We start from the raw sequence: 12,935 nt of genomic DNA on the forward strand, positions 1-12,935 counted from the left end.
AAAAGGTCCCTCCACAAGGTCGGGATGACGCGTTGGTTAGTTTTTAGTTACGAGCTTTGAGCTGCGGGCTAAAAAAGCAGTCATATTGAGCACAGCGAAGTAACTTACTAAGTTTTTTAAATGAGCATCAATTAGACTTAGAAAGATTCCTGCCTGCGCAGGAATGACGTCCTTTGTAATGATGTCAAATCGACCAAAAGATCCTTCGCTGCGCTCTGGATGATGAAGTACTTACACCTCCCTGCAAGTCACATTGAGCGCAGTAACTTACTAAGTGCTGTTTAATGACCTGAATTTGCCATCACCTTGATTTTCCCTTAGCGCCCTGCGATCCGCCCTCCAGTCATTGCTAATTGTCAATTTCACAGCGTTGATTGGATAGGCTTCGAGAGCCTCAGCCTGACTAAATCGTGCGATCATACTGAATACAGCGAAGTAACTTACTAAGTTGTTTGAAGACTGACTAATACTGCGATGTCTCCTCAGTCAACCTCATTTCAAATCAATGATGGGGAGCATCAACATCAAACTCTCGCTTTATGAATATGATGAAATTGCCTTGTTTGCGCTTTAGCCTAAAGCCCATGAGGTGAAAGAACTCCACAACAAACCATTTGGCTATTTTCTTATTAATGACGAGCGTATAGTTAAGGGCATTGTACCTATAAATGCCTGGTAAAAAATGCAGCACTCTATGAAATTTGGTTCTGCGTAATACAGCTGAAAATTTAAGCCATACCCATCTTATCTTTCTGATAATGAAGAAGCCATCATCACCCTTGCTTTGGTACAAAGGCATAAAAATCAACCCTTTCTCAGGTGACTTTACAGAACCCTGACCGTTGATGGCGAGCGCCTGATCCTTCTTCACTGATTGAAAATTGACAAACCCTGGATTCATCGTAAAATGCTCACCAGAAGCTATAGCATGTCTGTACCTCACTTCATATACATTTTTACCTTTGTTTATGCTGCCAGATAGTTGCTCAAAATGCTTTTTTAATGCTGGTATATCTGCTCCGGAGATACAATGCGTGTTAAATAAGGTGAGCCAAATAATTGCTTCATGATTTTTTATCGATAAAGGATCGTCATGTTGGCCTGCCTCAAAACCTAAGGAAATGTGACCTATTTTATTGATGTAGTTGAGAATTGTGCCTTCCAAGTGCTCTTCAAGTCCTAAAACGATAGGCAAGGGGTACCGCAATGCAATTTCACGATTTCTCAAGGTGTCATTTATAGAGATATAGGGGGTGCTTTTGGCCGAAGTGGTATGTAAATCTATAAAGTAGTAGGGGTGTTGGTTTTGGCCTAATAGACTGGTGAGTGTCTCATGTAATTCTTTTTGCTCCAAAGCATCTTTAAAAGTTCTATGGTCTCTGTCTTGCTGCAGAGACATCATATTTTCTGCTGTCCACAGCCTGTTAAGATCATACTGATTGTATCGCTCTCCTTTCTCTAAAGCTGACATATTACCTAAAACACCCATCAATCGGCCTTTAATGGGGAGCTGTTGATGTCTCAATTGCTCAATTACTTTTTCAAAAGCGATCACCCCTGAAGGCTCGTTGCCATGCATTCCGCATATACATATAATGGTAGGGCCAGGAGTGTTTTTATCGTAAATGCCCAAAATACGATCTGTGTATTTTTTGGTTTTTTTTATAGGTGTAGGGGCTACAACAGTCGATTTCATCTTTAGTTATTTTTTCAGTAAAGCAGCTGTGATTTTAAAAATGTCATTAGTAGATAAGAAGCCCACGACCCTACCTTCGTCCACTACAGGGAGGCTTCCGATTTTATGTTTTTGCATCAGAGCGATGGCATCTTCGAGGGTAGTATCAGATGATACCGTCACAGGATCTTTGATCATTACCTCCTTTACCAATTGGTTGCCTACCTGCTCTTGTGAAGTAATATGATGTACAAGCTTACCAGCGGTAAGTAGTCCCTGAAGAGAGCCTTTCTCATCTATCACCAGCATGTGATGAATTTTACGCCAATCCATAATCGAGCAGGCATACTCTACTGAGTCAGACGCTTGAACACTGAAAATATCTTTTGACATAATCTGACTCACGCTATGGTATCTTGAGTTACTACTTTTCATTTCCAGTGCATCAATAGGTTTCCATTGGTGCACGGGGATATTTTCTTTTTGCCTTTTAAGCATGCCCACAGTGGCCGTTACAATAGCATCATCTGTAGTGCTTGATTTCTTAAGTGCCGCGACATTATCCAGCAACCATTGAGAACCCGTCTTTTCAGAGACCACTCGTTGCTTAATTACATTTAGGTAGTGAGTCGCTTCTTTTTTGGTAAGCCCTGATTTTTGAAGTCCGCTGTAAGCCAGAGGTAACAAATGGTCTATAATCAAATTTTTTGCTGTGATGCGTCTGCCATCTAACCACCTAAATTGTGCGCCCAATCCCATCCTCGCAGCCTTTAGAAAGTTTGTGCGAGCATCCTCAAGATCCATTATCCTGGAGATATCTTTTGCCTCCTTCGGGATGCCTTGCATGAGGCCAATCCAAAAAGCGCTATTGGCCACCTCGTCTATAATGGTTGGGCCTGCAGGTAAGTACCTGTTTTCTATGCGTAAATGTGGCTTACCACTGGTAATACCATAACATGGCCGATTCCAGCGATAAATAGTACCCCCGTGTAGTGACAATGAAGATAGTCTGGGCACTCCATCTTTTTTATCGTCTGAGTCAACCGTGGTGTTAAGTATCACACGATGTCTGGCGATATCCTCCTTGAAGATTTCTAAAACACTCTCTTCGAGCCAGGTGGTACCAAAAGAGACCCTGGGTTCTTTATCATGTGTCTGTGATGTAGTGCTTCGTGTATCTACTGCTTGCTGAAACAATGCGATTCGAGTTTCTCTCCACAGCCTTTTGCCCAAAAGTATTGGCGAGTTTGTAGCACAGGAGAGTACTGGCCCTGCAATAGCTTGTGCCCAGTTGTACATAGACGCAAATTCCCTGGCGGGTATTTGTAAATGTACCTGAAAGCTCGTGTTACAGCTCTCAAACATGGTTGAGTCATGACGATCAAGCAGTAGGTCTGTTCCTTCAATTCTGAAATCATAAGGTTCGCCACGTAGCTCTCGCAACAATATATCAAGAGCGTGATACCTACCTATGGGAGTAAGAAAAGTTTTGTCAAGATCAGACCTTCGAATTGTTGGCAGAATACCGGCTAGTAATATTTTAGCATCAAATTGATGTGCAAAATGATTGAGTTTGGCGATGTGCTCATTGAGCTGATTTTCTAACGCATAGAAGCAACCTGCACCCAGTGGTAGAGGGTCGGCATTGATCTCACCATTAAATTGAGCCAACTCATGCGTAAAGTGTGAGTCTTCTGCTACCGCCAGTACTTCAGGCATAATAGGGTAGGGCCTATATGCACTGTCTATGAGATTAATTTCTTGTTCGGCACCTATTCTTTGGATGTCACCATCGAGTTGGCCTTCTGCTATCATGCGCTCAAGAAGCTTTACATCTTTAAGCAGATGGTGTATAAATGTGTTGGATTCTTGTGGTTTGGTGCTTACCGGAGTTACATCTAATCGTCCCATAATCGTTTAAATCTTTACACTAAAGACCGTTTATTTCTTTTGATTTTTCCTGATGAGGGTCAGCAGTAAAGTTGATTATGGTCAGATAGGTGCCCCAGGGCTATTGTGATTGGTGATTTTTTGTGAAGGAATGATATAAGTCATTCGTTGATAGGTGTCTGTGTCAGTACAAGACTATTTCTATTCATGTTCTTTTGAGTTATAAAAAAATTTAAAAGTTTCTCTAATGAATCAAAAGAAAAACCAAATCGTGGTGCCGGTTAACTTTTCAGACAGCTCTGAAAAAGGAATCGAAATTGCAGCTGATATAGCTACTAAATGGAACTCACAGATCACCTTTCTACATATTATCGACTTGCCGGAATATGCAGGTATTGACAGTGAGATGGTAGAAAACTACCTGGATGCAATAAGGCTGGTAGTAGAAGAAAAAATTGATGAAATAAAAAGAAGATTTATAAGTACCGATCTCAAGGTGACTAGCGAGGTGATTGTGGGCAAAAGCTCGTTGGAGATACTAAACTATGCAAAAGAAAAGAACTCAAGACTTATTGTTTTGGGTGCCAGAAAATACGAAAAGATGGAGCAGTTGCTGGAAGGGTCTAATGCTGAGCGCATTACACGCTATGCTCCTTGTCCTGTACTTACAATAAAAGAAGCGTTTGACATCACTCAGGTAGATGATATTGTATTTGCTACAGATTTAAAATCTACGAGCATGTATGTCACTCAAGAGCTTAAAAATTTACAGCAAATAACTGGAGCCAATCTACATCTGGTAAAAGTAAACACACAAAACGATTGGTTAACTGACAAGCAGGCAGCAAAGGAAATGAAAAGGTTTAATGAGGTGCATGAATTTGAGAAATTCAAATTTGCGAACACCAATGCCGAAACGATTGAAGATGGGATCTTAAACTATGCCGACACTGTAGATGCAGGTATGATCGCCATGTCTACACATGGTCTCGACAAAGTGCCTGTAGAACTCAATAATCGATTTATTACAGAGCGTGTCATGCAAAGTTCACCTCGACTTGTTTGGACATGCATACCTAATGGAAGGTAAATGATTATAAGAAAATTTATTTTAACTAAACATATAAAGCCATGTATTACGAACATTATGCAGCCAAAGGCAATGAAGTTGTCAATGAAATAGCGTTGGAACTTGGCTTTCCGGCAGACAGAAAGCTTGCTGCCCGATTGCTTAGGGCTACGTTGCACACTTTGCGGGATAGGCTCACTATACCCGAGTCATTTCAGTTTATGGCACAACTCCCCATGATCTTAAAAGCCGTATTTGTAGAAGGCTGGCAATATCATGAAAAACCTAACAGGATAAAAAACATAGGTGAGTTTGTACGGGAAGTTGTGAAAGAAGATAAACCGGTAGGCCATCATGATATTACCACTGCCAAAGATGGAGAAAATGCCGTTAGGGCTGTGCTTAAGGTTTTAAGAAAGCATATAAGCGATGGAGAAATTGAAGATATTGTGAGAAGTACACCTCCCGATCTACGAGACTTATGGGGTAGTTCTGTGCAAGAGACCTATTAGTTTTTTTTGCTCGTTTAGTCCTAAACTAAAAGGATGTGAGTCATCACATAATATGAACAAATTGAAATAAGATTAATCTAACAAAATTACTATGCTCGGAACTCTCAATAGACCTCAGATTGATAATTTGCTCTACAGTCAGATACATGGAAGACTGGGTTGCACAGCTGATGGCAAAGTCTACATTGTGCCTCTTACCTATGCCTATGATGGTGATTACATTTATGTACACACCATTGAGGGCTTAAAAATAAAGATGATGAGAAAGAACCCTCAGGTTTGTTTTGAAGTAGAAAGGATTGATGACATGGCACATTGGCAAAGTGCCTGCTTATGGGGAAGCTATGAGGAGCTCGAAGGCCAACAAGCTGAAGATGGGCTGCAACTCATTATAAATAGAACACACCCTTTCATGACAAGTGACACCAGTCGCCCTAAGCATGGTCTTGATCGACCCGGTCAACCACGACCTCGTAAAGCTTCAGTTATTTTTAGGATTAAAGTGAATGAGGCCACCGGTCGTTTTGAGAAGAGAAATCATATGTAATTGAGATTTCTCATTCAGCATTTTTTGTAGTCATCGCGACTATCAGGGTTTTAAGAGGCCTTGAGCTAAACATCCCCTATCTCAGCCCTGTTTTGAAATTGGTGGCAGGTGAGACTATTACCACCTGCCAATCTGTGAAATAATCTTAACTAAGTATTCTATGAAACCACTCGATTTGGTTACTGCTGACGAAGCCATCAATTACGTAAAGTCCGGAAATCGCATATTTATTCAAGGAGCAGCGATGACTCCCAAAGCACTTATAAGAGCGCTGTGCAAGCATGGTCGTGACCTCAAGGATGTTGAAATTTTACATTTACATACCGAAGGTGATGCACCATATGCACACGAAGATTTCAAAGATAATTTTAAAGTTAATGCCGCATTTGTAGGGGGCAATGTGCGTTCTGCGGTAAATACTGGTAATGGTGATTACATTCCTATTTTCTTAAGTGAAATACATCTGTTATTCAAGAGAGATATCCTTCCGCTTGATGTAGCGTTTATTCAGGTTTCACCACCTGATAAACATGGCTATTGTTCATTGGGCACCTCAGTAGATGTAACATTGGCTGCACTGAAAAAAGCTAAAATTGTAATCGCTCAGGTAAATAAAAATGTACCCAGGTCTCACGGTGATGGTATTATTCACAGAGAAAAGATACACTATGGTATTGAGGTAGACGAGCCCATTCACTGCACCAAAGCAGCTGACCCTACCGAGGCAGAGCTTAGCATCGGCAAAAACGTAGCTGATTTGGTTGAAGATGGAGCAACATTGCAAATGGGAATTGGAGCTATCCCCAATGTGGTTTTAAATAATCTTCAAGGACATCAGGGTTTGGGTATTCATACAGAGATGTTTTCTGATGGTATACTACCTTTGGTGGAGCAGGGTGTGATCACGGGCGAACACAAGAGAGTAAAACCAGGAAAAATAGTCAGTTGCTTTGCCATCGGCTCTCAAAAACTTTACGACTTTATAGACGATAATCCGAGTGTTCATCTCAAAGAGGCCGCATATACCAATGATACAGCCATAATCAGAAGAAACCCTAAAGTAACCGCCATCAATAGTGCCATCGAAATTGATATCACTGGGCAGGTGTGTGCAGATACGATTGGCAAGTACCAGTATTCAGGAGTGGGCGGTCAGATGGATTTTATACGTGGCGCTTCTCTTGCCAAAGGTGGAAAAGCAATTATTGCTATGCCATCTACTACCAAAAAAGGGTTATCTAAAATAGTGCCTTTCTTAAAAGAGGGCGCAGGTGTAACTACCACACGCGCTCACGTCCACTATGTAGTTACAGAGTATGGTGCGGTAAACCTGTTTGGTAAAAACTTAAAGCAAAGAGCCCAGGCGCTTATTTCTATTGCTCACCCAGATCATCGCGAGCAGCTAGAACGTGAGGCTACTGAGCGCTTTAAGAGTAAGGTTTAGCAGTTTACTTTATCAATCTACATGGGTAAGGCTCTCTTCAGTTAGAGGGTACAAAATCAGTTGTTGATCTGACATCTGTCATTCCAAGGCGGCCTTTCATGCGATAAATTTGGTTAGGAATTAATCAAAAAGACTATGTCACAAAATGATAAAAGATGGATGGTCGGCCTCGACCTGTCAGATACCGATCAAACGATCATCAAATGGGTAAAACAGCTGAGCGACACGCTGAAACCTGAAAAGATATACTTTCTACATGCCGAGGAAAGCTTTGAGCCAGAATCTCTGCCCGAGTCATTGTCGGACGAAATGCTGCCTGCAGATGAAAACCAAAAGGTGCAGCTCACAAAAAGTGTAAACAAAGAGTTTGAAGATACTGCTGTGGAATGGGTGGTAGAAGTTGTAGAAGGCAAGCCATTTGATCAACTTCTGCACTGGATAAAGATCAAAAACATTGACCTTTTCATTGCTGGCAGAAAGAACAAAGAATCAGGTAGTGGCATATTGCCCCACAAACTATCCAGACAGATTTCATGTGATTTACTTTTAATCCCAGAGATTAACCTTAAGCCAGTGCAGCGCATATTGGTACCCATAGACTTTTCAGAGCACTCAAAACTTGCTTTGGAGCAGGCAATAGAAATCGGACAGCGTTCAGACTATGAAAAAGTAATATGTTATCACATCTATTCCGTCCCCAGCGGGTATTACAAGACAGGAAAAAGTCATGAGCAAATGGCGAAAATAATGAAGGAGCACGCTAAAAAGAGGTTTGATAAATTCGTTGCTCAATATTCCAACATACAGATCGATTATGAATCCAGTCTCTCAGAGGTAAATAGGGCTAAGCAAATACGTGATATGGCCATTCAGCAAAAATGTGAAATGGTCATATTAGGATCAAAAGGCCAGTCGGTTGGATCGCTTATTTTACTTGGAAGCACGACCGAACGATTTCTCCAATTGGATAACTCTTTTTTAACGATGGTCATCAAAAAGCCAGGTGAGCATTTAGGCTTTTTTGAAGCATTTATGAAGGTGTAGCAGATTTATTGGGTGGTAAATTTAATATCACCATATTTACTGGCTGCAATGATTAACGAAAAAGACTGTTTACAAGCAATAGCCAATGGTAGTGAAGAGGCTTTAGAGCAGCTTTATAATCATTACTGTGACCGGGTTTACAATACACTTATCAGTTACACCAAAAGCGCTGAAGATGCCGAGGAGTTGCTGCAGGATGTTTTCGTAACAATTTATAACTCAGCAGCCAGTTTTGAATTCAACTCATCGGTTGGGACCTGGATCTATCGGATAGCAGTAAATAAATGCCTTGATTTTATACGGAAAAAGAGCAGTAAGAAACGATCGGGTATATTTACATCGTTGTATGTGAAAGATACTACGGAGGTCAGGTATGAGTCTGTGGACTTCGTACATCCTGGAATAAAGCTGGAAAACAAAGAAGACTCAGTATTGCTTTTTCGAGCAATTGATACGCTTGCTGAAAATCAGAAAACGGCCTTTATTCTCACACAGATTGAGGGTTTACCGCAAAAGGAAGTAGCCGATATTATGCGGCAAAGCAGAAAATCTGTGGAGTCTCTGGTCCAGCGTGCTAAAGGAAATTTGAGAGAGGAGTTAAAAAAATATTACCCAGAGCGAGGGAATACCTAAAATATTACGTCAATATGAATATGAAAGCAGAAAACCGTGCAGGTGAGGCTATGAAAAGCCTGGAAGGCATACAAAGAGCAAAAGCACCGGAGCATACGTTTGCCAAAATTCAGCAAAAATTGGCAGATCAACGAAAACAACAGCTACCAAACGAACAACATACCGGCACTCACTGGTTGAAGGTAGCTGCTGTTATTGCTTTTGTGATATGTTCCAATGCATGGGCACTTACCAACTACTGGCCTACTGAAAATGAGACTTCTACAGAAGATGCTAGTTACGCACAATTAACAACAGATTTTAACCTCTACGAAAATGAATAATAAAATATATAAAATTGGATTTTTTGTATTACTCGTCATCAATATCACAATAGTGGCTCTAATCGTATTCAAGCCTATGAGATCTATGAAGGGGAGAGGTATTAAACAAGAAATCACTAAGGAGTTAGGGTTCACAGAAGAGCAGAAGGCCACATTTGATAACCTGGTAAAAAGCCATAGGAAAACAATGAGAGATATCGATATGCGCGAAAGAAAGCTTGTTAAAACATATTTTGATCAGCTAACAGCGGGTACTATCGATAATAGTGATCAGGAAGAAAAATTAGAAGAAATACTTCTGCTTAAACGAAAAAAAATAGAAGATACATATGCACACTTTGAAGAGCTCAAAAGCATCTGTACTGAAGAGCAGATAGATGAATTTGAGGAGGTGCTATCTCGTATTGTTCCACGACTTACCAATGCGCCCAAAAGACCAATGAACCGCGAGAGGTCTCCAAGATAATAAAAAGCACAAGTTTTCATTTTTTTACTGTCCGCAAGAAGGGTGTGCCCCAAAGAAGGTACTCATGTGCCACTCTTATTGGGAACGCACCCATCGAACTTTCCTAATTAAATATTCTAAGTTGATAGGTAAATGTGAGCATAAAATAGCGTTGTAATACCTGCGTTTGGCTTTCCTCTATGTACTGTGCCGTTACCTGCTGATCAAAGCTTTGATTTTCACCAAGTAAGTCAAACACTGATAACTCAAGCTCTCCACGATCATCTTTTAAGAACTTTTTTGCTACACTCATATTCCACAAGGTATAGTCGGTATCAAACGATTCGTTAGCCCCTTTATATTTGTTAAATAGCGTTTCGTTTCTAAATACAAATCCTTTTGGGAAAATCAGATTTAGTGTAGAGCCGAATGTCTGGGTATAATATTGGGTATTTGACTCAGATTCAATAGAGTTAAGCACACGACTACCAGCTACCTGGTAGTAAATATTGTAGTCTACATTTTCACTGATATTGCTGGCTAAGCCCAATTTCAAGTCCACAGCGTAGGTGTTAGCCATGTTTACAACATCATTAATCACTCCGGGTACCCTTACATAACTTAGCCCGGCTGATATGTTGAGATTGTTTTTTATTGGTGACAATAAAACACCAAACGCTGTATTGTTTCTTAAAGCCCAGTAACCATCTAAATTAACAGGACTGCTTACCTGCGCACCATTAGCTAAGGTCACTCCACCTGCGGTCACAGAGTCAGCAGTTATGACTGTAGTGCCAGTCCCGATGTAATCAGAAGTATTGGTAACACTCGTCATGTTAGCAAAAGTGATGTTTTTATCAAAGTTATTTTTTTGTAAACGCATCTGTAGCGAGTGGGAGTACGATTGATCAAGGTTTGAATTACCTAAGCTCAGAAATAGTGGGTCACTGTTGTCTATTACATTTTGTAATTGACTTACAGAGGGTTCCGTAGTAGAAGTCGCGTATCTCACAAAGAAATTACCACCATTGCCGATATCAAATCGGGCCAGCAGTGATGGTAGCACGTTACTAAAGTTTCTACTAGTTTGCTCTTCAGTTGGCAGCAATTGATCATTGTTCAATGTGGCAAATTGATACGCCACTGATACATCAAAGATATTCCCATATTTGTTGTTAGAGTATCTTATGGAGGGTAGATTTTTAGTATAACTACTTTCAAAACTGTTGGAAAGTGATTCACTAAAAGTTTTTACTTCCGAAGTACTGCTCAGTGTATACGTTTCTTTATCAGACTTTCTTGAGGTATGGTTGATTTCATAGCCAATGGCCAATTGAGCTGTAGTACCTATTGGCTCTGTGTAAGTGACGCGTGAACCGACCGTGTAGTGCTTTTCTTCAGTGCTATATTCAGTGAGTGTATCTAGCTCCAAATCTGACAAGACACTTTCTTTGGAGGTAGGATTTATTCTTGTGTTAACATCAAACGATATGGTTCGTCCTATTTTTTTAAACTTATGTTGGTATATAAAACTGTTGGTAAAGTTATAGGCGGAGTTTACACTTTGGTAGTTGTTATATGTTTGACTTAGCAATGCTCCATTTTCTTCTTTTGTTTGGCCTAAAGTGACCTCTTCCCCTTCATTATTTTGGTAGCTGAATGCAGACCTGATTAATAGGCTATTGTTTTCATCAAACTGATGATTAGCCCTTATGTTAACACGATGATTTATATTTTCTGAGGCGGCTTGTTGATCCTCAGTGTAAAATTGTGAACTATTGCCTAAAAAAGTCTCTCTATTTAGTAACTGATCGTTGTTATTAAGAGATTGATTAAAAAAGTAGCTGCCTTCAAAAGTAGTTTTCTCTGAAAGATCATCAGTAAAGTTCAGACCCGTGGAGTGCGTTTTGGTAATGCCATCTTGCGTGCCAGTCATAAAGGACTGGTTACTCCCGCGTCTGCCACCCCGGCCACCGCCACCACTTACGCCAATCAGGTCTTCACTACCAAAATTTTGCTGGTTGATGTTGTTTGACATACCCAGAAAAGTAATACGCTGGTCTTTACTGAATGAGTTGAGAGTCGCGCCACTTTTGTATAAGCCATCTTCTCCTATACCAGCATATAATTTACCGAACTGTCCATTTCTCCTGTCTTCCTTGGTCACCACATTCATGGTTTTGGTTGTATTTCCATCATCAAAACCTGTCAATCGGGCCTGGTCACTTTCTTCATCATACACCTGCACTTTATCAACAATATCAGCGGGTATAGTATTGAGAGAAAGCAGAGGATCCTGTCCAAAAAAGCGTTTACCATCTAACAGCACCTGTTCCACGGTTTCGCCATTGGCTGTTACACCATCACTATCGACAACTATCCCAGGCATTTTGCTGACCAGATCTTTAGCTGATGCATCAGGGTTGGTTTTATAAGCCATTGCGTTGTACTGTGTTGTATCTCCAATTTGCTCAACAGCCACTACTGCACCCTGTACAATTACCTCATTAAGTGCTTTTACATCTGGTGTTATTGCAATTGTACCCAGTTTGGTATCAGCCAAAGTTACCCTCAGTAGTTTAGTATATGGTTTATACCCTACATTTGAGATCTGCAGCTTATAAAAGGCCTGTTCCAGGTTTTTTATATGAAATCTACCCTCAACATCGGCAATCGCATATTTGGAGCGAAGCGAATCCTTAACATTGACCATTAAAACAGTCGCCCCTACAAGAGGCGACTTATCCGTGGCGTCTAACAAAACCCCAGATACCGATAGTGGTTGATCCTGCGCAACAGCAGACAAGTGGCTAAAATACATTAGCACAACAACCCAAAATGCTACCTTCTTCATGATTAACCTTGCGTGTCCCCGTCTTCTTTTTGGTTACGTCCGCGCCTTGGCGCACTGATCGTTTGATATACTTCAAACTGCTCTTCGTTTAGCACATCTTGAATCAAAGTATCTTTCTCTTTTCTCAGTGCTTCCATTTTTGCTCTGCGGCTTTCGCGGTCACCGCCTTGTCTCATCTCTTCAAAGTTTTCTTTAAGTGTTACAAGAAACTCATCATAAATGCCATCCAATAGAAGTTTTTGATCTTCACTTAGATCATCGACTTTTTCGTACAATGACTGTTTTTCCCGTTTGACCATTTCTTCAGGTCCGCCTCCGGGTCTTCCACCGGGTCGTTGTGCCATTGCAGCAACCGAGAGTGTAATCAGTATGAGTGTTAATGTTTTTCTAATTGTCATAAGATTTAATTTTTAATTTTCAGGTTAGACGTACTCTTGAGATTCAATCCCTCGCTGTTATTAAAGATTTTTTACTTCAAAAATTGATAGTAGCTAAAAAA

General features: G+C 40.6%; 12 protein-coding genes. 8 read left to right on the forward strand and 4 right to left on the reverse strand.

Annotated features, from left to right (window positions below; translation table 11 throughout):
- Nucleotides 1-502 precede the first annotated feature (502 nt).
- Nucleotides 503-1,696: a succinylglutamate desuccinylase/aspartoacylase family protein gene (locus E1176_RS14185; RefSeq protein ID WP_155211293.1), complete on the reverse strand. Its 1,194-nt coding sequence runs from the start codon at nt 1,694-1,696 to the stop codon at nt 503-505.
- A 6-nt stretch (nt 1,697-1,702) separates the two neighbouring features.
- Nucleotides 1,703-3,586 carry a CBS domain-containing protein gene (locus E1176_RS14190; protein ID WP_155211294.1) on the reverse strand — a complete coding sequence of 628 codons (1,884 nt, stop codon included), beginning with the start codon at nt 3,584-3,586 and terminating at the stop codon, nt 1,703-1,705.
- Nucleotides 3,587-3,812: 226 nt separating this feature from the next.
- Here E1176_RS14190 and E1176_RS14195 point away from each other — a divergent pair, with 226 nt between their 5' ends.
- From E1176_RS14195 to E1176_RS14230, 8 genes are all read left to right on the forward strand, one after another.
- Nucleotides 3,813-4,655 (forward strand): universal stress protein, encoded by an 843-nt coding sequence (locus E1176_RS14195; RefSeq protein WP_155211295.1) that lies wholly within the window; start codon nt 3,813-3,815, stop codon nt 4,653-4,655.
- Nucleotides 4,656-4,696: 41 nt separating this feature from the next.
- Nucleotides 4,697-5,146 (forward strand): DUF2267 domain-containing protein, encoded by a 450-nt coding sequence (locus E1176_RS14200; RefSeq protein ID WP_155211296.1) that lies wholly within the window; start codon nt 4,697-4,699, stop codon nt 5,144-5,146.
- 91 nt (nt 5,147-5,237) lie between these two features.
- On the forward strand, nt 5,238-5,693 hold the full coding sequence (locus tag E1176_RS14205) for a pyridoxamine 5'-phosphate oxidase family protein (protein WP_155211297.1): 456 nt from the start codon (nt 5,238-5,240) through the stop codon (nt 5,691-5,693).
- Nucleotides 5,694-5,853: 160 nt separating this feature from the next.
- Nucleotides 5,854-7,137: an acetyl-CoA hydrolase/transferase family protein gene (locus E1176_RS14210; RefSeq protein WP_155211298.1), complete on the forward strand. Its 1,284-nt coding sequence runs from the start codon at nt 5,854-5,856 to the stop codon at nt 7,135-7,137.
- 135 nt (nt 7,138-7,272) lie between these two features.
- Nucleotides 7,273-8,181, forward strand: a complete 909-nt coding sequence (locus E1176_RS14215; protein ID WP_155211299.1) for a universal stress protein — start codon at nt 7,273-7,275, stop codon at nt 8,179-8,181.
- Nucleotides 8,182-8,229: 48 nt separating this feature from the next.
- On the forward strand, nt 8,230-8,814 hold the full coding sequence (locus tag E1176_RS14220) for an RNA polymerase sigma factor (protein ID WP_155211300.1): 585 nt from the start codon (nt 8,230-8,232) through the stop codon (nt 8,812-8,814).
- A 20-nt stretch (nt 8,815-8,834) separates the two neighbouring features.
- Entirely contained in the window at nt 8,835-9,137 is a 303-nt protein-coding gene (locus E1176_RS14225; protein ID WP_222933152.1) for a hypothetical protein, read from the forward strand.
- Nucleotides 9,130-9,603: a hypothetical protein gene (locus E1176_RS14230; RefSeq protein WP_155211302.1), complete on the forward strand. Its 474-nt coding sequence runs from the start codon at nt 9,130-9,132 to the stop codon at nt 9,601-9,603. The genes E1176_RS14225 and E1176_RS14230 overlap by 8 nt, the downstream gene beginning before the upstream one ends.
- Nucleotides 9,604-9,706: 103 nt before the next feature.
- Here E1176_RS14230 and E1176_RS14235 read toward each other — a convergent pair whose 3' ends face one another.
- Both E1176_RS14235 and E1176_RS14240 read right to left on the reverse strand, forming a co-directional pair.
- The gene (locus tag E1176_RS14235; RefSeq protein WP_155211303.1) at nt 9,707-12,436 is read right to left on the reverse strand and encodes an outer membrane beta-barrel protein; all 2,730 of its coding nucleotides are present in this window, start codon (nt 12,434-12,436) and stop codon (nt 9,707-9,709) included.
- Between the two features lie 2 nt (nt 12,437-12,438).
- Nucleotides 12,439-12,834 carry a hypothetical protein gene (locus E1176_RS14240; RefSeq protein ID WP_155211304.1) on the reverse strand — a complete coding sequence of 132 codons (396 nt, stop codon included), beginning with the start codon at nt 12,832-12,834 and terminating at the stop codon, nt 12,439-12,441.
- Nucleotides 12,835-12,935: the final 101 nt, after the last annotated feature.

Source organism: Fulvivirga aurantia (assembly GCF_009711475.1).
GTDB lineage: Bacteria > Bacteroidota > Bacteroidia > Cytophagales > Cyclobacteriaceae > Fulvivirga > Fulvivirga aurantia.